Here is a 24,550-nt window from a genome sequence, read left to right on the forward strand (position 1 = left end):
CAACGACATACATCGCACTGTGAATCTCGACGACGTGGTAGTGTCGGCAAACAAAAGTGTGGTAAAGCGTAAAGACGCGCCGGTCGTGGTAAATGTCATCAGCGCAAGATTGCTTGAACAGGTCAATGCTCCCGACCTTGCAAAGACCCTTTCCTACCAGTCGGGACTAAGGGTGGAAAACAACTGCCAGAACTGCGGTTTCCCACAGGTGCGCATCAATGGTCTCGAAGGTCCATACTCACAGATTCTCATCAATAGCCGTCCCGTGGTAAGCGCCCTTGCCGGCGTCTATGGATTGGAACAAATACCTGCTGCCATGGTCGATCGTATAGAGGTGGTGAGAGGCGGCGGCTCGGCCTTGTTCGGGGCAAACGCCGTGGGAGGAACGATAAACATCATTACCAAAGACCCGAAAAGCAACTCCTTTGAATTATCCAACACACTCTCGTCAATCGGCGGCAAGGCATGGGAAGACTATATGGGAGCTAACGCGTCGCTCGTAGGACACGAAAACGAATATGGTCTCTCGCTCTATCAGTCATACCGCAACCGCCAACACTATGATCACGACGGCGACGGATTTTCCGAACTCGGCAAGCTCTCTTCCCACACCTTCGGTCTGCGCGGTTTCTATCGTCCGTCAGCATTCACCCGTTTGGGATTGGAATATCACACCACCAACGAATTTCGTCGTGGCGGCAACAAGTTTGACCTGGAGCCACATCTCACCGACATCACCGAACAGACACGACACATCATTAATAGCGGGGGCATAACATACGATATAGCATGGAAGGAATGGGCACAGAAAGTGTCGTTATTCTCTTCTGTCCAGCATGTGGACCGTAACAGCTACTATGGAGCACAGCAAGACCCTAATGCTTACGGCAAGACAAAAGATCTCACTTATGTCGGCGGTGCCACATATACCGGTCGTTTCGGTCATCTGATCTTCTCGCCTGCCACGCTCACCGCTGGCATTGAATACCAATACAACTCTCTTCATGACATAATGACTGGCTATAAGCGCGACCTGAAGCAAGACGTGAGGATTGCCAGTGCATACGGACAGGGCGAATGGACCATCCGTCAGTTCACCGTGCTCACTGGCCTTCGCATCGACAGCCACAACCTTATAGACAATCCCATCTTCAGTCCGAGGGTGAACGTCATGTGGAAGCCTGCCAAAGACATTCAGGCTCGTGCCACATGGTCAACAGGATTCCGTGCGCCACAGGCTTACGACGAAGATCTCCACGTTACAGCCGTGGGTGGCGAAGGTGTACTGATAAAACTTGCCGAAGGATTAAAGCCCGAACATTCCAACAGTTTCAGCGGATCGGTAGATTGGACTTTCCGAAGCGGCCACTTCCTTTTCAATATCCTCGCCGAGACGTTCTACACCTCACTCACCGACGTGTTCTATCTGCAAAACATCGGTGTGGATGACAATGGCTTTACAATACAGGAGAGACGCAACGGCGACGGAGCGGAAGTATATGGAGTGAACATTGACGCAAAGGCAGCCCACGGCGACAACTTCTCTCTTCAGGCAGGACTCACCATGCAACGCAGCCGATACAAGGAGTTCACTACCTGGAGCGAAGACCCGACGGTAGCGCCTGTAAAGGACATGCCCCGTACACCTGACGTTTATGGCTATTTCACCATGAATGCCAAACCGGCAAAGCGTTTCGACCTGTCGTTGTCTGGCATTTATACCGGCAGGATGTATGTGCCACATTTCGGTGAGCAAGACGAGATGGTCCACACCCCATCCTTCATAGAACTATCTGCAAAAGCCTCTTACACATTCACGTTAGGTCATCATCTTAATTTCCAGATTAACTGCGGCATACAAAACATGTTCAACGCATTCCAGGAAGACCTCGACCGCGGCGAGTTCCGCGACTCAGGTTATTTCTATGGTCCGACGCAGCCACGCACGATATTCGTTGGTGTGAAGATATTCTAAGACAACAGAGTGAAAAATTCCTCTTTCCGCAAAATTCTTCATCATTTATTCTACATTCTTCATTATTCTTCGTACCTTTGCACCCGTTTTTTAACATATTCACAATTAACAAAATGTACAACAACAATTCAAACAAGAAGCAGGGCGCTATCGTGTTCAAGCATTTTGGACGCAAAGGCTACTCGCTGTTTGCTTGTCTTGGACGTGAGGTACTGGTGGGTGTGCTCAGCGTTGCCACGCTGCAACACGCCAGTGCCGGAAGCGTCAGCGTAAGACAAGTGACAGCAGACACCATTGCCACCAAGACCGACCGCGAGATGACGCTCGACGAGGTGACCATTAGCGGTTCTAAGGCACCTCTGACACGCGCCCAGGCTGCGAGAATGGTAACTGTACTGGAACGAGCCGATATACAGGCGGCGCCAGTGCAAAGTGTTAACGATTTGCTGAAATATGCCGCAAGCGTGGATGTCAGGCAGCGTGGACCTATTGGAGCGCAGACTGACGTGAGCATCAGAGGCGGCAACAGCGAGCAAATCACTATCTTGCTCAACGGCATCAACATCTGCGACCCGCAGACAGGACACAACGTGTTTGATTTCCCAGTTGACATCAGCGAAATCGAACGTATTGAAGTGCTCGAAGGACCAGCAGGCAGGGTCTATGGAACATCGTCGCTGCTTGGTGCCATCAACATCATCACATCGCCACGTAAGGAGACAAGCGCCTCGGCTCATGTAGAAGGCGGCAGCTATGGCTATCTCTCTGCTGGAGCCTGGGGAAACATCGCCCATGACAAGTGGAGCAACCAGGTGTCGGGCAGCTATACGCGCTCTGACGGTTTTACCCGCAACAGTGCAGGCGGCCTTAACGGCGACTACAGCGGCGGGAAGGCGTTCTACCAAGGCTCGTATGACGATGATGACGTCAGGGTAAACTGGCATGCTGGCATCTCTACAAAAGACTATGGCTCGAACACTTTCTACGGAGCCAAATGGGACGACCAGTTTGAGCATACCCTCAAGACATTCACTGCCATACAGGCGGAGACGAAAAAAGGCAAGATACACCTCAAGCCTTCGATCTACTGGAATCACTCCAACGACCGCTTTGAGCTCTATCGCGACGACGAACAGAAGGTGCCATTCAACTATCACAGGACAGACATCTTCGGAGTGAACCTAAACTCATATTTTGACTGGACATTAGGACGCACCGCCGTGAGTGCTGAGCTGAGAAACGAGGACTATGTAAGTTCGAAACTCGGCGAGCCTCTCAACAATCCGAAACCAATACACGGCACCAACCGCACCTACGCCTATGGCATCAACCGCACTAATGTGAGTTTTGTGCTGGAACACAATATCCTGCTCGAACGTTTTACGCTGTCAGCCGGATTGGTGGCCACGAAAAACTCGTGGAGCGACATGGCAATGAAGGTTTATCCTGGCGTGGATGCCAGTTATCGTATAGGCGACGACGTGAAGTTGTTTGCCTCATACAACACCTCGCTGCGCATGCCTTCATACACTGAACTTTACTACTCTATCGGAGGACATGTGGCAGACAAGAACCTGAAGCCAGAAGAGGTGAATGCCATCGAGGGCGGCGTGAAATATGCCGCACACGGCATTGCCGCACAGGCGAGCGTGTATCGCAACAACTGGAAGAACATGATTGACTGGATACGCCACACAAGCGACGGACCTGACGCTCCATGGGAATCAGTCAACTTCACTGAGGTAAAGGCGACGGGATGGGAAGCACAGCTGTCAATGGACTTCAAACAGCTGCTACCAGGACAGACTGTCTTGAAACACATTAATGTCTCTTACAACTATCTGTTCCAGAGCAAGGACATTGACAACGACATACAGAGCAAATACTCTTTGGAGTATCTACGTCACAAGTTTGTGTCAAACCTCCAACTCAATATCATCGACCGTCTCGCCCTCGGCATCAACTTCCGCTGGCAAGAACGTCGCGGCACTTATACCGACTACGATGGTGAAGTAAAGAACTACAGTCCCTACTCTATCGTTGACGCGAGACTATGCTGGTCGGCTCCACGATACAACATCTATGTAGAAGTGAACAATCTCTTCGACACAGAATACATAGACTATGGCTGCGTGCCTCAGCCTGGGACATGGCTCATAGGAGGCGTCTCAATAGATATATAGAAAAAATGTATGAAGAATGTGGAGTGAGGATTCTCACTCCACGCTCTTCACACCTTCTTCTGATTTATAAAACGAAGTAATAAAACCTTCTTATTTCTTATTCTACGAAGTTAAAAAGCCTTCTTCTGCTGTTTTATACTACGACGGGGAAACTCCATTATCTCCCTTATACTGCGACGGGATGACACCATATTTCTCTCTGAAATACTTCGAGAAATAGCGAGGATTGTTGAATCCCACCTTGTAACTTATCTCGCTCACTGAGAGCTGGCTCTTGAGAATGAGCTGTTCGGCGTGACGGAGACGAATGTCACGAATGAACTCTGACGGCGTCATGCCAGTGATGGCCGTAAGACGCTTGTATAGATGCACACGCGACATGTTCATTGCTTCGCTCATGGTCTCGACGGTGATGTCGCCATTAGAGAGATTGTCTTCCACATATTTTGTTGCAGCATCCACCAGTTTCTGGTCGAGACTTACTATCTGCACATCTGTTATTGTAGGAGTGATGAGAAGTTTCTCTTGCCGCACCACAGGTGTAGCTTTCTGACTTTCAGCAGGTTTCATTTCACTTATCTGCGTCATAAGAGTCTCTACACTGTCAAACACCTGTTGTTGCTGCTCGTAACGGCGCTCGTCGTTTTCGCCGCTCATCAGCGTGTCGAGCTTGGTGAAGATATTGTCGAACGACAGTCGCAGTTCGTCGCTGATATTGTCGTATGCCGTCTTTGCCTCGCGGCGTTTACGCATCTCCTCTTCCTTTTCCATCTTCAGTTTCTCGAGTCGGAGTTTCTTTGTCTCGCGATGATGCCACATACGTACCAGCATAGCCACGACGATGGCGTAGATGATATAAGCCCACCATGTGGCCCAGAACGGTGGTCGCACCACAATCTCAAGTCGGCTCTCATCGACGCCCATCTGATTGCGGTCGTCGAGGAGTTTTACGACGAGTGTGTATTTGCCCGAAGAGAGACCTGTGAACGAGATGTTCGGGTTGCCAGCCTCAGTCTTCATCCACTTGTCGCTGAATCCATCGAGTCGATATACATATTGCGAACGGTTTTTTATCAGTCCTTGGTCTGATGCCATCTGGATGGTGAACTGATTCTCGTTGTGTTTTAGTTCCACCCGTCGGCTTTCGTTGATAGCTTCTGGCAGTATGACATGTCCGTCGTATTTCTTTCCCACCTCAATCTGTTGTCCGTAGAGCAGGAAGCCGCTGAACACGGGATATCCCACAATTTTCTGACTGCCAAGGCGTTCTGGGTCGATAATATCGAGACCGTTACTGCCTCCGACGAGGACATGTCGGTCGCTGGTAAGGCAGACCGAGCGTTGGTTGTACGGGCCAGGCTGGAGTCCGTCTCTGTTGTTATAGTTGCGGATATCGTACTTCCACTCTCCATTCGAAATGGTGAGCTGTATGTAAGATATGCCATATTCTGTTACAACCCAAATGTTATGGCGTGAGTCTTCGATGACCGAGCAGACGTTATTTCCGGAGAGTCCGCTTTCCTGATCGAGCAGTGTCACCACGCCCGTAGTATTGTCAAGCACATTCACGCCTGCCGACGAGCAATACCACACCAGTCCGCGCGAGTCCATCAGCACTTGTGTACAAGCTGAGGCGACAACCGACGAGCGTGTGGCATCCTGGTCGAGTTTCATGTTTACCACCTTACGTTTCTTAGGGTCGATGAGCGAATAGTTGTTTGATGTTCCGACAACGATCCATCCTTCAGGTGTTATCTGCATCGACGAGACGTAGTTGCTCGAGAGATGTGAGTTTGTCTGGTTATATGTCGAGATTTTCCCATCCTTTTCAATACATTGCACGCCGCCGCCAAGTGTTCCTATCCAAATATTCTTGTCGGCCGACTCTACGACAGCCCACACATTGTCGTCTGAGAGTGTACCCTTGCGCATGGCTGTGAACTTCCCATTGGCATATTGGATGAGTCCGCCGCCAAAGGTGCCGAACCAAAGTGTGCCGTCGCTGGCACAACGGCTCGTGACGATGATGTCTGACGAGAGTCCGTGGGACGCCATGGTAAAAGACTGACGTTCGCCTGTCACGGGGTTGTATCTAATGATTCCGTTGTCGTTGGTTCCGAGCCAGTAGTTGCCTTCCTTGTCTTCGGTCACGGTGTTGATGCTGCCCAAGGCCACGTTTTTCACGTTGTCTTTGTTGAGCACCACCTGGTTGACGCCTCCGGTATATGTGCCTATCCACATCTGGTTGTCGAGCGAGCGATAGAGTCTAAGGAGATTATGGTCAGACACGCTCGACTCGTTTGCCTTGTCGTGGTTGTAGTTGTACAGTTCACGTTTCGCATAGTCGATGATAAACAGGCCCGAGTGGTCGGTGGCTACCCACATCCTGCCGAGATTGTCTTCCTGAACGTCGCCTATGATTACGTCTGAAGACATTCCGCCGATGCCGAGACAACGCAGATAGTCAGTCAGAGAGTCGAACCATCGCTTATACCGATGGTCGTAAACATAGCACCTGCCTTCGCTTGTCACCCAGTAGTTTCCTTTCCGGTCCACATAGATGCGTCTGGATACAGCTTCATGAGGCTGTACCTTTTTTATGTGCTTCGACACCCACGACACGCGCTTCTCCTCTCCTATGAGCGACATGAGCACGCCGCAATTGGTCATCACGAGTGTGCTGCGCCCGTAAGAGGCTATTGAGGTGACGGTCTGTTTTCCCTTTACGCCGAAAGCATTGTTTATCACATCAAAACGCGCCTTTGTCCCAGTGCGTGGGTTATAGTAGTAGAGATCGCCTTCCCATGGTTTCATCCAGTAGTTCTTGTCGCGGTCAATAAACACCTTCTCTACATTATTTGTCATTCCCACCTTCTTACACCAAGGCGAGAGGTCGTGTATGAAACGCTCCTTCTTCGGGTCATAGACGCAGTATTTTGTTTCCTGCTGCACCCATAGATATCCGTCGATATCCTCATAGACATTGTCAACATGGTCGTTGAGGAGCGAGACGGTGTCTTTCGTGCTGGAGTGGAAGACGCGGAACCTATATCCGTCATAGCGGCTGAGTCCGTATTTCGTTCCTAACCACACGAAACCCTTGGAGTCTTTCAGGATGCAGTTGACCTGAGAGTTTGAAAGTCCGTCGCGCGTGTCGAGGCGCTGGAACTTTATCTGTGGCGTTTCTGCCACGGCCGTTAGCGCCATCATTATCAAGGCTACAAGCGCTACGGTCAATCGTGTAATTTTCCAATATTTCATCTTTTGCGAAATAAGTAGGTTTGTCTGTTCTATATATATAATAAGGTGTAGGTTTTATCTTTGCTTTGCCGACGTGTCTCTGATGACGAGTTTCTGCGGCACGATCACCTTTCTCACCTTAGTGTCGCCGTTGATGGCTTTCATCAGTAGCCGACACGCCTCGTGTCCCATTGTCTGCGACTGGTCGGCGATGACCGACATGCGCGGTGTGACGTATTCGGTATGCAGGTCGTCTGAGAATCCTATTAGCGCCACGTCGTCGGGAATGTGCATCTTCATCTGCCTGATGGCCGAGTAGGCGGCGAATGTGACGATGTCGTTGAAAGCGAGGATGGCATCTGGCCGATTCTCCTTTGACAGCAGTTTCATTGTGTTGTCGAAGGCGGTATGATAGTCTATCTTGTCACACACCACCACTTCGCGATCGATGGGTATGCGATGTTCTCTCAGGGCTTCGAGATATCCGTGTTTACGGCGTTTCACCATGTCGAGATGGTTTGGTCCGCCGATAAAGGCGATGTGGCGGCTTCCCGTCTCGATAAGATGTTCGGTAGCCATCTGCGCCGCCTCGTCGCCGTTGGCCGTTACGGTAGAGAACTTGTCAGACATGCACGTGCGTCCGAAGAAGACGAGAGGAATGCCCATATCGGCGATTTCCTCGAAGTGGGAATAGTCGGTAGTGTTCTGAGCAAGGCATGCGATGATGCCCTCCACGTGCATATCTATGAAATTGTCCACGACCTTCGCCTCTTTCACGAAGTCCTCGTGACTGTTGGCACTGATGACCGAATATCCGGCTTTCGAAGCCTCTTCTTCTATTCCGTCAAGTACGGCGGAGTAGAAATGTGTCACCAGATTAGGTACCACCACCCCGATTATTTTCGGCGCCTCGCGTCTCAGGCTGCGGGCAAAGGGATTAGGGCGGTAGTTGAGTTCCTTGGCAAGTGCTTTCACACGCTGCTGCATGTCAAGTCCTATCTCCGGGCTGTTGCGCAACGCACGGCTAACGGTGGCTATGCTGACACCAAGCTGCTTTGCCAAATCTTTCAGTGATGTTCTATGTTTTCCGTTATTCATTGTCACTTTAGGAGTCTTTTATTTCTTAGGTTTTGCCTTTCAGAGTGCAAATATACATGTTATTTTTTAAAATCGCAAGCGTTTACGTAATTTTTTTAGTCAAAAACTTGATGATTAACAAAAAAAACCTTATCTTTGCAGCAGAATTTGCAATGAGTAATGAATAGTTGATAATAAGTTAGTTAGAAAACGTAAGAAAAGGAAGGGCTGTCGGGAGACAGCTCTTTTTCATTTCGAAACCTAATTAACATATCATTTTTTTGAAGTTAAAAAAAACATCATAACATATATGACATACGCAATCATCGGCACCGGCGCCATCGGCGGTTACTATTGTGCAAAAATAAACAAAGCAGGATTCGAGGGTCATTTCCTCCTGCATTCAGACTACGAATACGTGGCTGACAACGGACTTACCGTTGACTCTTGCGACGGGGCTTTCCGCCTCGCCGCACCTGCTATATATGACGATACAAGAAAGATGCCGCAGTGCGACGTGGTGATAGTGGCGCTGAAAACCACCAACAACCAGCTGCTGCCAACGCTGCTCACACCGCTGCTAAAACCCGACACCATCGTGCTGCTGATACAAAACGGCATCGGCGTAGAGGCTGAGGCAGAGAAGATGATGCCGGACATACAGCTCGCTGCCGGACTCGCCTTCATCTGCTCGGCAAAGGTCGGACCAGGACACATCAACCACCAGTTCTACGGCAACATCAACATCGGTAACTACAACTGCAGCGACACCGACAAGTATAACCGCCTGATTGACGACTTCCGAAAGGCGGGAATAGGTGCCTCCGACGTGGACTATTATGAGGCAAGATGGAAGAAGGCCGTATGGAACATGCCTTTCAACGGCATGACCGTGGCTCTCAACACTACCACCAACCGGCTCCTCGACAACTCTTCCACCAGACAGCTCATCTACGACCAGATGCTCGAGGTGATAGGAGCTGCCAACGCCCTCGGCATAAAAAACATCGACAGCAGCTTTGCCGACAAGATGATACACAACACGGTGAAGATGCCGCCCTATTCGCCAAGCATGAAACTCGACTTCGACAACAATCGACCCATGGAGATTGAATATCTCTATACACGACCCTTGGCCGAGGCAAAGGCTGCCGGATTTAGAATGCTGAAGTTGGAAATGCTGGAACAACAGCTGCGTTTTATAGAAAAAGAACTGAAAATAAAAGTACAACATGATTGATTATATAAAAGGTGAACTCACAGAACTCACACCCGCCATAGCCGTGGTTGAAGCGGCTGGCGTGGGGTACGCCATGAACATCTCGCTCAACACCTTCACAGCCATACAGGGAAAGAAAGAAGTGAAACTCTACGTCCACGAGGCAATACGCGAGGACGCTCACGTGCTCTTCGGATTTGCCGCAAAGAAGGAAAGGGAGATGTTCCTGCTGCTCATCACCGTCTCGGGCGTAGGACCTAACACGGCACGCATGGTGCTCTCGTCGATGAGTCCCGCCGAACTGTGTAACAGCATCTCAACGGGCAACGAACGCATGATAAAAACCATAAAAGGCATAGGACTGAAAACGGCACAACGCATCATCGTCGATCTGCGCGACAAGATAGTTACACTCGGCATCACACAGGAAATACCTGCCGGAGGCAGCATCGAACAGCCCGTAAACAACCAGGTGAAAGACGAGGCGGTGAGCGCACTCACCATGCTCGGCTTCTCGCCCGCCCCATCGCAAAAGGTGGTGGTGAAGATTCTGCAAGACAATCCCGCCATGCCGGTTGAACTGGTGGTGAAAATGGCATTGAAGATGATAAAGTAAGAAAGGTAGTGATTTTACTTACAGATTATAGCCTTACGGCTCAAAACACCTATAAATTGTAATTTTTTGCCACTTTCCTTTATTTTTTTATGCCATTATGACACTTATTTCACAGAAAAAGTGTAATTTTGCAACCGAAAACAAGAATAAACAGTCAAACATCAATAAAAAAGAAATGAAAAAGATTAGAGCAGCCGTTGTGGGATACGGCAATATAGGACGCTATACCATACAGGCTCTCGAAGCGGCCAACGACTTCGAAATAGCTGGTATAGTACGTCGTAACGGAGCGGAAAACAAGCCCGCAGAACTCGCACAGTATGACGTGGTAAAGAACATTCGCGAACTGAAAGACGTGGATGTGGCTATTCTCGCCGCACCGACGCGCTCTTGCCCCGACTTCGCAAAAGACATACTTCCTCTCGGCATCAACACCGTTGACAGTTTCGACATACACACCCGAATCCTCGAGTATCGCAACGAGCTGATGCCAATCAACAAGGAGACCAACACCGTGTCGGTAATAGCAGCCGGATGGGATCCAGGTTCTGATTCCGTAGTACGCACACTGATGCAGAGCCTCGCTCCTAAGGGCTTGAGCTACACCAACTTCGGTCCAGGTATGTCGATGGGACACTCGGTTTGCGTGAAGTCGAAAGAAGGCGTCAAGAACGCTCTCTCAATGACTATTCCTCTCGGCGAAGGCATTCACCGCCGCATGGTGTATGTGGAACTCGAAGAGGGATACAAGCTCGAAGACGTGACAAAGGCCATTAAGGCCGACCCGTATTTTGCCAACGATGAGACACACGTGTTCCAGGTGGCATCGGTTGACGACGTGCGCGACATGGGCCACGGCGTAAACCTCGTGCGCAAAGGCGTCAGCGGACAGACACAGAACCAGCGTCTGGAGTTTAACATGAGCATCAACAATCCCGCACTCACCGGACAGGTGCTGGTGAACGTGGCCCGTGCTTCCATGCGCCTGCAGCCAGGATGCTACACCATGATCGAAATACCTGTAATAGACATGCTTGAAGGCGATCGTGAGGAACTCATATCTCACCTCGTATAATATATACCACACACAAAAACGACATCATATAAACCACAACAAGATGGGAAGTTAAAAGACACAACGTCTATTAACTTCCCTTTTTCGTATATTAACGACAACAGGAGAATGAAAGCTCCATATTATTTTCTGCTATTTTCTTTCATATTATTTTGCTGAAAGGAAAAAAAATGGTATCTTTGCACGAAAATACTATTTCGATAACTTAAAAAACATATAGTCTGATGAAATTAAAAACCACATTACTGACCATCGCCGTGGGAGCAACACTCGCTGCCTCGGCACAGACGGCACCGAAACTGAGTGCCAACAACATTGATGAAGTACTGAAAGCCATGACACTCGAGGAGAAAGCCACGCTGCTCGTCGGTGCCACAAACCAAAGCGACGCCGGCAGCGGTGCCATGGTGGGACAGACAAAGAAACTCGTGCCAGGAGCAGCCGGAGTGACAGCCGCCATACCGCGACTCGGCATCCCCATGCTCGTATTAGCCGACGGACCGGCAGGAGTGCGTATCGACCCTCTGCGCGAAGGCGACACCAACACTTATTACGCCACCGGCTTCCCCGTTGGCTCAACGCTCGCATCGACATGGAACACACGACTCGTGGAAGAGGTGGGACGAGCCATAGGCAACGAGACACGCGAATATGGCGTTGACGTCATCCTCGGACCAGGCGTCAACCTCCACCGCAACCCGCTCTGCGGACGTAACTTCGAGTATTACTCTGAAGACCCGCTGCTCACCGGACGCATTGCCGCCGCCTATATCTGCGGCGTGCAGAGCCAAGGAGTGGGAACGAGCATCAAGCACTTCGCCGTCAACTCTCAGGAGACCGACCGCACACGCGTAGATGAGCGTCTCTCAAAGCGTGCCCTGCGCGAGCTATATCTCCGTGGCTTCGAGATTGCCATACGCGAGAGCGACCCATGGACCGTGATGTCGTCATACAACAAGATCAACGGCGAATTTGCACAAGAGAGCTACGCACTGCTCACCGACATACTGCGCAACGACTGGGGTTTTCGCGGTATGGTGATGACCGACTGGACCGGACTGCGCAACACTGCAGCACAGGTGCATGCCGGCAACGACCTCATGGAACCTGGCTACGACAACCAGATTGAGGACATCATCAAAAGCGTGAAGTCGGGCAAACTCAAGGAGAGCGACATGGACATCTGCGTGCGCCGAATACTCGAGCTCTGCGTGCGCTCGCCAAAGATGAACGGAGTGGCCTTCACCAACAAGCCTGACCTCAAGGCTCACGCTCAAGTGACACGGCAGTCGGCAGCCGAAGGCATGGTGCTGCTGAAAAACAACGACGTGCTGCCTATGCAGAAGATAAACAAGGTGGCGCTCTTCGGAGTGAACTCTTACGACTTCCTGCACTGCGGATGCGGCTCGGGCAACGTCAACGTGCCTTACGTCATCGACATGGTCAACGGACTGAAGAACGCCGGCATCTCAACGACCAAGACCCTCACCGACATCTATCAGAAATACGTCGAGTATGCACGCGTGAAGTTCGAGGCTGACCGCGAGACCACCAAGTGGTTCCAGATGCCACAGTTCGGAAAGGTGAAACTGCCCGAGATAGAGATCTCGCAGCGTTGCATCAACGAGACATGTCCTGAAGCCGACGCTGCCATCATCACCATCGGCCGTCAGGCTGGCGAAGGCATGGACCGCGACATAAAGACCGAGTTTAACCTCACCGACCTTGAGCGCGACATGATATTCCGTGTGAGTGACGTCTTCCGTCTGGCAGGCAAACCCGTCATCGTCATCCTCAACTCTGGTTCGGTAGTGGAGACGGTGTCGTGGCGCGACCGCGTTGACGCTATCCTCATGGCTTGGCAACCGGGCGAAGAGGGCGGCAATACCGTGGCCGACATTCTGACGGGAAAGGTGTGTCCGTCGGGCAAGCTCACCATGACATGGCCAGTAACGGCGTCCGACCATCCTTCCACCGCCAACTTCCCTCAAGACGAGCTCTCGCTCTATTCTTATCGCGAGATGAAAGGCTGGGGAGCGCCGATGAAGGGCTTCGACTTCACCAACCACGAGGAAGATATCTACGTGGGCTACCGCTATTTCGACACCTTCGACAAGCCCGTGGCTTATCCTTTCGGCTATGGCCTCAGCTACACAAGCTTCACTTACGGCAAGCCTGCGGTGAAGGTAAATGGCGACAAGGTAGAAATAAGCGTCTCGGTAAAGAACACCGGAGCCGTGGAAGGCAAAGAAGCCGTACAGGTCTATGTATCAGCACCAGAGGCGGGACTCGAGAAGCCTGCCAAGGAACTGAAGTCGTTTGCCAAGTCACGCTCGCTGAAGCCAGGCGAAAGCGAGACACTGACAATGACCATCCCCGTACGCGACCTCGCCTCTTACGACGAACAGAACAGTCAGTGGCTTGTGGCTCCAGGCCAATACACCTTCGCCGTAGCCGCCAATATCAACGACATCCGCGGCACTGCCAAGGCCACACTGAAGCAATATACGGAAAAAACCTCCGACGTCCTCGCCCCAACAGCACCTCTCAATCTCTTGAAGAGGAAATAAGACGTGAGAAGTTACACTCGTGTAAAACCGCTTTCATTGTTATGGTAAGATAGTGGTAATAGAGTGTGGAAAAGTTGTGATGATAGAATGTAGAATGATTGTGATAATAGAAAAGCCCTATCCGTATGAGAACTGGATAGGGCTTTATTGTGTTATTAAGCTTCAAGGTAAAGCACACGACTTGAATAGTGTTACTCTGCCTCGAGGTAAAGCACACGACTTGAATAGTCAATCTGCTTGCCCCAATCGAGGTTGTGAGTGTAAGGAATTTCAAGTCCGTTGGCCATGAGATATTCTCCGGAGAAAGACTTGCCCTCAAACTTGAGTGGAGTCTTGTCGATGCGGTTCAGCTCACGCACGCGGTAACGCTTGGTAGGATCAAGACCAGCCATCTTCACTCTTGGCAGATGCTGGTTGACGAAGGTCTCTGTCTTCCACCAGTAGAAGACGGCCTTGTCTTTTGCATCGTCGATATACATCATCGAAGCCACTCCGAGATTGTCGTATGGCGAGAGGAGGCGGTAGATATTACCGAGTTGTACCACTGGTCGAATCTGCTTGTACTCGTTGATAGCTTTGCGGCAGAGTTCCTTTTCGTCGGCTGTCATGTTCTTAGGCTGAATCTCCATGCCGAGACGTCCGCTCATGGCAACGTCGATACGATACTTAAGAGGCACGACGCGCTGGGTCTGATGGTTGGGAGCAGCGCTGATGTGCGATGCCATGGTCTGAGCTGGGAAGAAATAAGAAGTGCCCCACTGCATGTAGATGCGCTGCAAGGCGTCGGTATTGTCGCTCACCCAGAACTCGTCGAAGTATGGCATATAGCCCCAGTTGGCACGTCCGCCTCCGCTGGCACAGTTTTGGATGACGAGGTCAGGATATTTTGCACGAATGCGCTTCAAGGTCTTCACCAGTCCGCGGTGATACTCTATGAGCATGTGGCTTTGGTCGTCGGCAGAGAGATACTGTGATCCGTGGTTGGCGAAGTTCATGTTTGAGTCCCACTTGATATAATGTATTGCAGGATATTTTGTCATCATGCCGTCGATGACGTCATAGACAAAGTCCTGCACCTTCGGGTTGCTCATGTCGAGCACGAGCTGAGTGCCGCCACGACCGTAGAGTAGGTCACGTCCGGGAGCTTTTATCACCCAGTCGGGATGTTGTTCGTAGAGTTCGCTTGGATTGTTTGTCATCTCAGGTTCGAGCCAGATGCCGAACTTTATGCCGTGTTTCTTGGCGTCGTCGAGAAGTCCGCCGATGCCGTTAGGCAGCTTGTTGGGATCCACTTTCCAGTCGCCGAGCGAAGAGTTGTCGGTGAGTCGTGGATATTTCTCTCCAAACCATCCGTCGTCCATCACAAAGAGTTCGCCTCCCATCGATGCGATGTCAGCCATCATCTGGTCCATTCCCTCCTCGTTGATGTCGAAATATACGCCTTCCCACGAGTTGAGCAGAATGTCTCTCACCTTGTTTCCGTGTGCGAGCTGATAGTTACGTCCCCAGCGGTGGAAGTTTCGGCTCACGCCGCTCATGCCTTCCCGGCTAAAGGTGAGGGCGAGTACTGGAGTAGTGAATGTCTCGCCACGCTTGAGATGATATTCCGATGCTTCCTCGTTGATACCTGCGAAGAAGAGATGGCTCTCGTCGTCGTGAGTGTTTACGCGGAGCTTGTAGTTGCCGGTGTAGCAGATGGCAGCTCCGATGACGTCGCCATCGTTCTCACGTCCCTTGCCGTCGAGCGAGAACATCACTTCGCCGTGTGAGGTATGCGAATTGCGAATGCCGTCTTTATTCTCTATCACGAGCATACCTGGCTTCAGCGGTTCTTCGCTCACCCTGCCTTCGTTGGCCCACGAGCCGTAGAGATGCGACACCCATACGTTGCCTCGTCTTATGGGCAGGCAGCCCGAGTCGTAGCGGAAGAGAGTGACGGTTTTCTTCTCTGCATGGCTTATCTCAGTCCAAGTCTCGATCACATCGACATCATTGTATGTACGATAGCAAACATTGACAAAGAAAGGCATCTTCTTGTCTTTCATCTTCACCACGTTGACAGTAGCGTTAGCCTCCTGTCTGGTCTCGGTGCCGGTGACCTGCAGCTGCAGAGTCATGTCGCCGTCTGCATGTCGCACGGCGAGACACGGTTCGGCTGCGCAGTTATATCCGTATGCTGGATAAGCGCTGTAGCTATGACTTTCTACGTCGATAGCCGTCTGAAGGTCGGCGGCAGAGAGTCGTGTTCCGTAATATACGAACTTTAGATCCTGACCGTTTGTGGCATCCACGACGAGCGAGGTGCGTGGCGTGGAGATGTTGATGTTTTCTGCTTGCATGCCTAACGAAGCGAGGCAACACGCGATGAATGTTGTTAGTTTTTTCCTATTCATAAATACTTTTATTTAGGTTATGTAAATGTTTTCGGATGCAAAGTTAGTGCAAAAGTGTAAAACATTATGATACTTTTTTAGCAGGTGTTAGTATTATCAAGCAAAGACCGCACGAAACGCCTTTTTTTCAAGACGTTATCGTGCGGTCGTTATCTCGCAATTTCAATTTTTACTTAGCTTTCTTGCAGCAATCCTGACTTTCAGCCTTGTCGCAAACCTGCTTCTTGGCGCAAACCTTCTTGTTGCCAGCCTGCTTCTTGCACTCGCCTTGCTTCTTGCACTCGCCTTGCTTCTTGCATTCGCCTTGCTTCTTATCACAAGCCTTCTTGCAGCCGTCAGCAGCCTTTTGGCAACATTCTTTCTTACACTCCTGTTTCTGTTTTGGACAGGTCTTCTTGTCCTGTGCGAAAGCCACTACCGACATCATCAGTATGGCAAACATTAAGATGTACTTTTTCATTCTCTTTCCTATATTATTGTTATACAAAACTTGTCAAAGCCCACATTCCTGCGGCTTTACGGCGCAAAGATACGAAATAATCTGATATCGGCAATGCTTTTTTTGTGATATTTTGTAAGCAAAAAGATTTTTTAAGTTTTCACCATTTCAATTTGCCATACTTTTCCTTATACCACAACTGCCATGCGTTGACCATGTTCTGCCACAGCACATAGGCTCCGGGAGCTACGGCAGCTAACGGATTGAGGAACGAGATGGTAAGCCAGATGCCGACGACGGTGTTTTTCTGACCTAATGCTTGTCCGGCGCTGATGCTCTCGCCGTAAGGTCGGCCGACGGCCTTGCCGATGGCGAATAGCGACACGCACACAGCCAAGGGGAGTAAGAGCAGCCACACGAGCGTCATTCCCGACACCGTGGAGGCGAGGATATTGCGCACGGTGACACCCGAGACAATGGCGAGGTTGATGCACCAGAGATAGAAGGCGAGGTCGCGTTTGGAGCGTAGCCAGTCGGTAAAAGCCGGAATGATCTTTCTGCTGGTGAGTGCAAGTGCGAGAGGCACGACGAGCACGACGGTTACATTTCTCAGCACCATGAGCATGGCAGAGAGGAAAGTGATGTCGGCCTCTTTCTCCACCATTGGGAAGAACAGCGGAATGATGACCGATGTCACCACGTTGGCAATGATGGTATAGATGGTGAGCGAGGCGATGCTGCCTCCCAGTTTCTCGGTGACGACCGGAGCGGCTGCTGCTGTAGGACAGATGATGCAGATAAACACGCCCTCGAGGATGAGTTTCATGTCGGCATCAGTAGTCAACGTTATCAGCCAGACGAAGAGTGCCGACAAGGCAATCCTTATGCCCTGCAACTTGAAATGCCACACCCGCGGTCTGAGTTCCTTGATCTGTATCTTACAGAAGGTGACATAGAGGATGGTGAACAGAATGACGGGCATCACGTCAAGACACAGCGGTCCCGCCACGTTGCCAATAGGCTGCAGCTGCTCGATGCGTGAAAAGAGCAGATACGCCACCACGCCGACAAAGAGCGATACGGGCAGTGAGAAACGCTTGAAGAATCTTATCATCTTTATATATAATATTCCGCCGAATCTATCAATCCAGCCCGAAGGGCATATTTTGTTGCCTCGTGGACGTTGTTCACGCCCAGTTTGCGGAAGATATTTTTCCGGTGAGTGTTTACAGTATGGAAGCTGGAGAAGCGCTTGTCGGCAATCTCCTTTGTGGTCATGCCGAGGGCGATGTCCTTCAGTATCTCAGTCTCGGTGCGAGTGAGTTTCACCTCGTCGGCATCAGCCGCATGCGTGTCTGCCGGAACGAGCAGCATCTCAGTCATGCGTTGGCAGACGTAGCGTCGGCGGCGTATAGCGTAGTCGATACATTCGCGTATCTCGTGCATCGGCGACTCCTTCAGCAGAACCGAACAGTTTTGCCCCATAGCCATGATGCGTCGCACGAAGTCGATAGTCAGATCGACACTGAACATGATCCAAGCTGCATCGGGGAAACGGTCGTGCAGGATCTGCATCTCCTCGATGTCGTTGATGTCAAAGAGCGTATAGTCGATGATACAGAGTGCATCTGGATGCTGGCTCAGCATCTCGATGAGTTCATACTTGTCGTCGGTCTGACGCATGTTGACATCTCCATACGAACCCAGCACATGCTGCATGCCGGCTCGTGTAATATCCTGTTTATCAGCTAAAGCGATCCACATAGTTGCTTACAGAAATTTTCGTGTGTGCGGTGCATATATGAGTAGATGGCCGAGAACACGGTAATTTCTATTATTGGATAAAGATAAGGCACTCCGGCAAGGCAGAACACGTAGATCATGATGGCACGCTGATTGAACGTGAGTTGGTTGGTGAATTTCATCAGCGGCAGCGAGTTGTGGCGGAACTCGTCGCGCAAGGTCTGCGGTATGTCTTCCGTGTTAGGCCAGCGCAGTCTTATCACCTTGTAGAGAGCCTGGAACTCGGGTGTTCGTTTCTCCTGGCTACGGCAGTAGTTGGCGTAATTGTAGTAGAACATTTTCGCCCAGAAGTTGCCTTTCCATGGCATCTTGTCGTAAATGGCGCGTTGGCTCTCGTAGTCGTCGAGTTCGCTACCTTTCTTGCCAAGTAGGAAGAAGAGGTGAATCTGTCGGTAATAGTCAGAGAGCGACGACTGTGGCGAGTGGCACAGGAAGCCAGCCACGACACAGAGTACGAATCCCCAATAGCCCCACGTGATGTTGTCGAGGAAAGGCAGCGGCTCGTCCATGAGTCGCAATGCGATGGCGAGATATATGGCGAAGAACCACACGTCGCCCGAGAATCCGTCGAGCATACGTCCTACGAGTGTCTTCTGTCCTGTCAGTCGTGCAAGCTGTCCGTCTGTGGAGTCGCAGAAGTTAGCGAACATCAGCAGCACCACGCCCCAGATATTGTGTTCGATGTCGGGGAAATAGAACATATATCCCGCTCCCAGTCCGAGGAAGATGGAGAGGATGGTGATGGCGTTAGGATGGACTCCCAATGCCTTCCACATCAGGGCGAAAGCCAATCCTATAGGTCGTGTGAAATAGATGTCAATCCATTCTTCTGTATCCTCCGACTTCATCGAAGCCTTGAGAAGTTCTGAAAATTTTGTTGCCATAAGTGAAGAGATATGATTATTTTAGAAAATCCTCTGCCTTTTTTATGTCCGACGCATGGTCGATATCGAGCACTTTGGAGAAGTTGAATGCCTTGAGCGAGAGTCCGTCGGCGACGAGTGCCCGCTGGAAGTTGCGCATGCGGCTGTCGCCCCGCTCAATGCAAGCCGTGAGGGTGTCGATGGCACGTGGAGTAAGTCCATATATTCCGCCCGAGATAAAGCGGCATGTGTCGCTCTTGTCGAGAAACGCCTTTATGTCGTTGTTGCTTTCATCCACATCTACATAGAGTGGTTTCTCGTCGTCGATATAGTCAGTGACGCCCATCAGTCCGTCGATGCCCTTTTCCACGCTTTCCTTCAGTGCGCTGACATACTCTTTAAACTCCTCTGGGCGGAAGATGGTGTCAACGGTGGTGAGACAGAACGGTCCGTCGGTCAGATAGCGGCTGATTTCATAAAAGCTATGCATCGACGATGGAGTGCTCTTTACCACGAAGCGCAGAGGCACCGGTCGGCCTTTCAGTCCGTTTTGTTGTATGTCGAGCAGGTGGTGGCTCACCTGTGTTGTAAGGTCGTTGCAGATTACGACTATCTCTTCTGCATCGTTGTCCATAAAGACTCTGATTAGGCGGTCGATGAGCATTTCACCAGCTACCCTAACCAATGGTTTTGGCGAGTCAATACCTTCCGCAGCCAATCGGCTGCCCTCGCCAGCGGCTATTACAGCATATTTCATTCTACATTCTAATTTGTATATTGGGGTGCAAAATTACAAAAAAGAATGTAGAATGACGAATACTATCCTAAAAACTTGCGATAAACCTATAAAAACTTGCCTTAATCCTTAAAAAAAATTGCTTTAATCCTTAAAAAAACATGCATTAAACCTATAAAAGATGCTGCTTTAGACCTATAAAAGATGTTATTTCTTTGTCACGTTGATGTTATAGTCGCCAGAGCCAGCCTTCTGCTTGCTGATGTTGTTGACCGAGCCGTAGATGCTGATATCGCCCGAGCCGGTAAGGTTGGAATTGATGTTTCCGCAACTCTCGCACTTGATAGTAATGTCGCCCGAGCCTGTCAGCCTTACGTCGGTGTTGATCACCTTCTGCTGGTTGACGTCTATCTCACCCGATCCAATCACAGAGATATCGGTAGTAAGAGCCTCAATGTCTTTCACATCGATGTCGCCCGAGCCAGTCACTTCCATCTTCGCATTGTCGCAAAGTATCTTCCCGTCGAAGTCGATGTCGCCCGAGCCGCGCACCACGAGTCGAATGTTGTCGGTGTCGAGCGGCATCTCGCTCTTGAAGTCGCCCGAGCCAGCAATCTCCACGCCGATAAGGTCAGGCGAAGTGACATAAATGGTAATCGGTTTTTCCTTGCTAAAGACGAAGAAGCCGCCATTACCCTTCATCGACACGTTGAGACAACCCTTGTCGATTGTCGTCTTTATGTCTTTTATCACCGACTTGTTTGCCCTCACCTTCACGGTGCAGGTGTTGCCCTGTCGATAGATCACTGTCGGCGAGCCTTGTATGGCTATACTTGTAAACTTGCCCACCTTCCGGTCTTCCTGTACCATGATGTCCTCCTTGTTTGATGTCACCGACGAACACGACACGAGCGCCAACACGGCAGCGATAAACATAAATAACTTTTTCATTTTTATAATCCTTTCTATTATCAATTATGTTGTTTATTTTGTCTGTTTGACGTTGCTATGCGGCAAAAAGTTTCACTTATCACACTTTTTTTTCAAAAAAACATCTTTTTTTGCCGTTATTTGACTAATATTTAATACTTTTGCATCATAAACAGAAAAGACAATGACTACAATGCTATCGATAATTCAGCTTTTGGATGCCATCAACGACTATCTCTGGACCTATGTGGTAGTGGTGATGCTCGTTGGTTGTGCCGTATATTTCACCGTGAGGTCAAAGGGCGTGCAGTTCCGACTGCTTGGCGACATGGTGAAGATTATCACAGGACGCCCTATATATATAAGTAAGGTGGAAGACAGCTCGGCGACGGCCTCTGCCGACGATGCCGACCGCACGAAGAAGATAGGTTCGTTCAGGGCATTCTCCGTGTCGCTGTCGAGCCGCGTCGGGACGGGCAACCTCGCCGGAGTAGCCTCGGCGATATTCGTCGGCGGTCCGGGAGCGGTATTTTGGATGTGGGTCATGGCTCTTCTCGGCGCTGCTACGGCATTTGTGGAATCGACACTCGCACAGCTCTACAAGCGGCGCGGCAAGGAGTCGTTCTACGGCGGTCCGGCATATTACATGCAGTACGGACTCCACAGACGATGGATGGGAATACTCTTTGCCGTGCTCATCACCATCACCTTCGGCATGGCCAACCAAGTGGTGCAGAGCAACACGCTCTGCGACGCTCTCTCCGACGCCTCGGGCATCAGCCGCGCATGGATAGGCGCTGGTCTCACGGCGGCCACGCTGGCCATCATCTTCGGTGGCGTGACGCGCATCTCCAACTTTTCAGGCATCGTGGTGCCGTTTATGGCCGCAGGCTATATCTTGCTCTCGACAGTGGTGTTGGCGATAAACATCACCGAGATCCCGTCGATGATAGCCCTCATTGTGAAGAGCGCCTTCGGTATCGAACAGGCGGCGGGCGGCATGATAGGAGTGGCGATGATGCAAGGCGTGAAACGCGGTCTGTTCAGCAACGAGGCAGGAGAAGGCTCGGCACCTAACGCGGCTGCCATCGCCCACACGTCACATCCCGTGAAACAAGGACTGCTACAGGCTCTCGGCGTGTTCTCCGACACCATCGTCATCTGTAGCTGCACCGCCTTCATCATCCTCCTTTCCGGGCTCTACGACAGCGGACGCGACGGCATCATCCTCACGAAGTATGCCCTTGAAGCCCACGTGGGAAAGGCTGGAGGCTTGTTCATCACCGCCGCCATCTTCCTCTTTGCCTACAGCACGATCATCGCCAACTATTTCTATGGCGAGACCAACATAAGGTTTATCACCGACGGCAAGACGTCTATCAACATCTTCCGTCTGATAACGGGAATAACAGTAATGGCAGGCGGACTGGTCACCTTGCAGACGGCTTGGAGCATGGTGGATATATGTATGGGCATAATGACTCTGGTCAATCTCATCGCCATCATCCAACTCTCGCCAAAGGTCTTTCAGCTTCTCGACAACTACATTGAGCAACGACGCCAGCACCGCGATCCGCAGTTTAGACGCTCGATGATGACTGATACAGAGAAGGACATCGAGTGTTGGGAATAGTTCATTTGCAGGAAGTTAAAGAAGAAGTTTCCTTGAGCGAAGCGAAAAAAAGAAGAAGTTTCCTTGAGCGAAGCGAAAAAAGGAGGAAAGGAGTTTGACAAAACAGAAAATAAAAAACAAAACAATGGAACAGCAATTTCAAATCAAATATCCATCGCTGATGGAAAACAAAAGAGTAATGTATGTGCACGGATTCGCCTCGTCGGCACAGTCGGGCACCGTGGCGCTGCTAAGACAGCTGCTGCCAAACACCGACGTGGTGGCATACGACATACCACTCGACCCGCAGGAGGCAATCAGCTTCCTTCATGCCAAATGCGACGAACTGAAGCCAGACCTCATCATAGGCACGTCGGCAGGAGGAATGATGACCGAACAACTATATGGCTTCGACCGCATCATCATCAATCCAGCCTTCAACATCGGCGACACGATGGTGAAACACGGCATGACGGGAAAGCAGACTTACCAAAACCCTCGGCAAGACGGCGTGCAAGAGTTTATCGTCACCAAAGCCCTCGTCAAACAGTATGCCGAACTCACCCAACAGTGTTTCACAAAGGCAGACGACGAGGCGGAGAGACAACGCGTGTGGGGACTCTTCGGCGACAAAGACCCGCTGGTCCACACCTTCGACCTCTATCGCAGCCATTATCCGCAGGCCATCCACTTCCATGGCGAGCATCGTCTGTCAGACAAGATAGCCATTCACTATCTCATTCCCGTGATACGATGGATTGACGACCGGCAGGAAGGACGCGAGCGACCCGTCGTCTATATCACCATCGACGCCATGCGGTCGCCCCAAGGCATGCAGCGCCCCAGCATGCACAAGGCCTTCGAGATGCTCATCGAACACTATAGCGTGTATTTCCTCTGCCCAGCCGACTCCAACGACAAGGAGGCGATAAGCGCCGACCACGACTGGATAGAAGACATCATCAGCGCACCGTCATACAACCGTGTCATCTACGCCAACAACAGCGCCCTACTCTATGGCGACTACAAGATTGCCACCGCCGCCGACGACGCCTTCATGGGCACAAACATACGTCTTGGCAGCGACGAGTTTAAGACATGGGACGAGATCATCACCTTCTTCGAACGCCTCGGCGGACAGTAAATCTTCGACGAATGAGACATCTTTTCATCATAACGACAATAGCGGCTACACTGGCCCTCATCACCGCTTGCTCGTCCGACTCCACCACCGAGACGGAGACCGCGGTCACGACAGATGCCGACACCACGGCAGTGTTCATCATGCAACTGCAACGTTGCTCCAAGCTCTACACGGCCGAATACGACATCCACAAAATCGTCACACACTCTGACGAGAAACGGCTGAAGGGAAAGATCTTCAACCGCGACTTCGACGTGAAGATGCCGCTCGGCGACAGGAAGATAGCCATTCCCATCGACGTAAAGCTGAAGGCATATATCGACTTTGCCGACTTCTCGGAGGCAAACGTCGTGCGCAGCGGCGAGAAGATAGAGGTCTTCCTCCCCGACCCACATGTCGTGCTCACCAGCAGCAAGGTGAACCACGACGACATCCGCGAATATGTTGACTTCACGCGCAGCCGATTCTCCGACGCCGAACTCACCGACTACGAACGTCAGGGACGGGAAGCCGTGATAAAGTCGATACCACAACTCGGCATACTGCATACCGCACAGCAGAATGCCGCACAGGTCATCGTGCCTATGGTGGTGAAAATGGGATATAAAGAAGAGAACATCACCGTCACCTTCCGCAAAGACTACAGGTGGCAGGTGGAAATGGTAAAAGACTGAC

General features: G+C 50.9%; 17 protein-coding genes and 1 pseudogene. 9 read left to right on the forward strand and 9 right to left on the reverse strand.

The genetic code is table 11. From position 1 onward, the window contains the following. Window positions 1–4: 4 nt before the first annotated feature. Window positions 5–1,975: pseudogene (locus CIK99_RS12710) on the forward strand (TonB-dependent receptor plug domain-containing protein); the annotation flags it as partial. 113 nt (window positions 1,976–2,088) lie between these two features. Then, complete coding sequence (locus tag CIK99_RS12715; RefSeq protein WP_094381867.1) at window positions 2,089–4,158, forward strand: TonB-dependent siderophore receptor; 2,070 nt, start codon at window positions 2,089–2,091, stop codon at window positions 4,156–4,158. Between the two features lie 138 nt (window positions 4,159–4,296). On the opposite strand, the gene CIK99_RS12720 is transcribed toward CIK99_RS12715, so the two are convergent. After that, window positions 4,297–7,419, reverse strand: coding sequence for an AraC family transcriptional regulator (locus CIK99_RS12720; RefSeq protein WP_094381868.1), 3,123 nt, complete (start codon window positions 7,417–7,419; stop codon window positions 4,297–4,299). A gap of 54 nt (window positions 7,420–7,473) precedes the next feature. Then, entirely contained in the window at window positions 7,474–8,496 is a 1,023-nt protein-coding gene (locus CIK99_RS12725; protein ID WP_094381894.1) for a LacI family DNA-binding transcriptional regulator, read from the reverse strand. A 289-nt stretch (window positions 8,497–8,785) separates the two neighbouring features. On the opposite strand from CIK99_RS12725, the gene CIK99_RS12730 reads away from it, so the two are divergent. From CIK99_RS12730 to CIK99_RS12745, 4 genes are all read left to right on the forward strand, one after another. Then, on the forward strand, window positions 8,786–9,715 hold the full coding sequence (locus CIK99_RS12730; protein WP_094381869.1) for a 2-dehydropantoate 2-reductase: 930 nt from the start codon (window positions 8,786–8,788) through the stop codon (window positions 9,713–9,715). Beyond that, complete coding sequence (gene ruvA, locus CIK99_RS12735) at window positions 9,708–10,310, forward strand: Holliday junction branch migration protein RuvA (RefSeq protein ID WP_094381870.1); 603 nt, start codon at window positions 9,708–9,710, stop codon at window positions 10,308–10,310. Before CIK99_RS12730 ends, ruvA begins: the two co-directional genes overlap by 8 nt. Window positions 10,311–10,485: 175 nt before the next feature. After that, on the forward strand, window positions 10,486–11,385 hold the full coding sequence (locus tag CIK99_RS12740) for a diaminopimelate dehydrogenase (RefSeq protein WP_094381895.1): 900 nt from the start codon (window positions 10,486–10,488) through the stop codon (window positions 11,383–11,385). 224 nt (window positions 11,386–11,609) lie between these two features. Next, window positions 11,610–13,955 (forward strand): glycoside hydrolase family 3 C-terminal domain-containing protein, encoded by a 2,346-nt coding sequence (locus tag CIK99_RS12745; RefSeq protein ID WP_094381871.1) that lies wholly within the window; start codon window positions 11,610–11,612, stop codon window positions 13,953–13,955. 191 nt (window positions 13,956–14,146) lie between these two features. Here the strand turns inward: CIK99_RS12745 and CIK99_RS12750 are convergent, their stop codons facing one another. The 7 genes from CIK99_RS12750 to CIK99_RS12780 all read right to left on the reverse strand — a co-directional run bounded on the left by CIK99_RS12750 (window position 14,147) and on the right by CIK99_RS12780 (window position 21,140). After that, complete coding sequence (locus CIK99_RS12750) at window positions 14,147–16,348, reverse strand: alpha-galactosidase (protein ID WP_094381872.1); 2,202 nt, start codon at window positions 16,346–16,348, stop codon at window positions 14,147–14,149. Window positions 16,349–16,517: 169 nt separating this feature from the next. After that, a complete protein-coding gene (locus tag CIK99_RS12755) occupies window positions 16,518–16,808 on the reverse strand; it encodes a hypothetical protein (RefSeq protein WP_094381873.1) in 291 nt (96 codons plus the stop codon). Window positions 16,809–16,947: 139 nt separating this feature from the next. Further along, a complete protein-coding gene (locus CIK99_RS12760; protein WP_094381874.1) occupies window positions 16,948–17,907 on the reverse strand; it encodes a transporter in 960 nt (319 codons plus the stop codon). After that, entirely contained in the window at window positions 17,904–18,551 is a 648-nt protein-coding gene (locus tag CIK99_RS12765; protein ID WP_094381875.1) for a response regulator transcription factor, read from the reverse strand. Before CIK99_RS12765 ends, CIK99_RS12760 begins: the two co-directional genes overlap by 4 nt. After that, entirely contained in the window at window positions 18,536–19,474 is a 939-nt protein-coding gene (locus tag CIK99_RS12770; RefSeq protein WP_094381876.1) for a CDP-alcohol phosphatidyltransferase family protein, read from the reverse strand. Before CIK99_RS12770 ends, CIK99_RS12765 begins: the two co-directional genes overlap by 16 nt. 16 nt (window positions 19,475–19,490) lie before the next feature. Next, on the reverse strand, window positions 19,491–20,210 hold the full coding sequence (locus tag CIK99_RS12775; protein ID WP_094381877.1) for an NDP-sugar synthase: 720 nt from the start codon (window positions 20,208–20,210) through the stop codon (window positions 19,491–19,493). A 186-nt stretch (window positions 20,211–20,396) separates the two neighbouring features. Beyond that, window positions 20,397–21,140 carry a GIN domain-containing protein gene (locus CIK99_RS12780; protein ID WP_094381878.1) on the reverse strand — a complete coding sequence of 248 codons (744 nt, stop codon included), beginning with the start codon at window positions 21,138–21,140 and terminating at the stop codon, window positions 20,397–20,399. Between the two features lie 172 nt (window positions 21,141–21,312). Here CIK99_RS12780 and CIK99_RS12785 point away from each other — a divergent pair, with 172 nt between their 5' ends. From CIK99_RS12785 to CIK99_RS12795, 3 genes are all read left to right on the forward strand, one after another. Continuing rightward, window positions 21,313–22,752, forward strand: a complete 1,440-nt coding sequence (locus tag CIK99_RS12785) for a sodium:alanine symporter family protein (RefSeq protein ID WP_094381879.1) — start codon at window positions 21,313–21,315, stop codon at window positions 22,750–22,752. A gap of 124 nt (window positions 22,753–22,876) precedes the next feature. Further along, window positions 22,877–23,875 carry a YqiA/YcfP family alpha/beta fold hydrolase gene (locus tag CIK99_RS12790; protein ID WP_094381880.1) on the forward strand — a complete coding sequence of 333 codons (999 nt, stop codon included), beginning with the start codon at window positions 22,877–22,879 and terminating at the stop codon, window positions 23,873–23,875. Between the two features lie 11 nt (window positions 23,876–23,886). Beyond that, window positions 23,887–24,549 (forward strand): DUF4230 domain-containing protein, encoded by a 663-nt coding sequence (locus CIK99_RS12795; protein WP_094381881.1) that lies wholly within the window; start codon window positions 23,887–23,889, stop codon window positions 24,547–24,549. Window position 24,550: the final 1 nt, after the last annotated feature.

Source organism: Prevotella sp. P5-92, assembly GCF_002251245.1.
Lineage (GTDB): Bacteria > Bacteroidota > Bacteroidia > Bacteroidales > Bacteroidaceae > Prevotella.

Coding starts and splice junctions, on each gene's coding strand:
- CIK99_RS12715 (WP_094381867.1), top strand. CDS start 2,089: ATGTACAACAACAATTCAAACAAGAAGCAGGGCGCTATCGTGTTCAAG.
- CIK99_RS12720 (WP_094381868.1), bottom strand. CDS start 7,419: ATGAAATATTGGAAAATTACACGATTGACCGTAGCGCTTGTAGCCTTG.
- CIK99_RS12725 (WP_094381894.1), bottom strand. CDS start 8,496: ATGAATAACGGAAAACATAGAACATCACTGAAAGATTTGGCAAAGCAG.
- CIK99_RS12730 (WP_094381869.1), top strand. CDS start 8,786: ATGACATACGCAATCATCGGCACCGGCGCCATCGGCGGTTACTATTGT.
- ruvA (WP_094381870.1), top strand. CDS start 9,708: ATGATTGATTATATAAAAGGTGAACTCACAGAACTCACACCCGCCATA.
- CIK99_RS12740 (WP_094381895.1), top strand. CDS start 10,486: ATGAAAAAGATTAGAGCAGCCGTTGTGGGATACGGCAATATAGGACGC.
- CIK99_RS12745 (WP_094381871.1), top strand. CDS start 11,610: ATGAAATTAAAAACCACATTACTGACCATCGCCGTGGGAGCAACACTC.
- CIK99_RS12750 (WP_094381872.1), bottom strand. CDS start 16,348: ATGAATAGGAAAAAACTAACAACATTCATCGCGTGTTGCCTCGCTTCG.
- CIK99_RS12755 (WP_094381873.1), bottom strand. CDS start 16,808: ATGAAAAAGTACATCTTAATGTTTGCCATACTGATGATGTCGGTAGTG.
- CIK99_RS12765 (WP_094381875.1), bottom strand. CDS start 18,551: ATGTGGATCGCTTTAGCTGATAAACAGGATATTACACGAGCCGGCATG.
- CIK99_RS12770 (WP_094381876.1), bottom strand. CDS start 19,474: ATGGCAACAAAATTTTCAGAACTTCTCAAGGCTTCGATGAAGTCGGAG.
- CIK99_RS12775 (WP_094381877.1), bottom strand. CDS start 20,210: ATGAAATATGCTGTAATAGCCGCTGGCGAGGGCAGCCGATTGGCTGCG.
- CIK99_RS12780 (WP_094381878.1), bottom strand. CDS start 21,140: ATGAAAAAGTTATTTATGTTTATCGCTGCCGTGTTGGCGCTCGTGTCG.
- CIK99_RS12785 (WP_094381879.1), top strand. CDS start 21,313: ATGCTATCGATAATTCAGCTTTTGGATGCCATCAACGACTATCTCTGG.
- CIK99_RS12790 (WP_094381880.1), top strand. CDS start 22,877: ATGGAACAGCAATTTCAAATCAAATATCCATCGCTGATGGAAAACAAA.
- CIK99_RS12795 (WP_094381881.1), top strand. CDS start 23,887: ATGAGACATCTTTTCATCATAACGACAATAGCGGCTACACTGGCCCTC.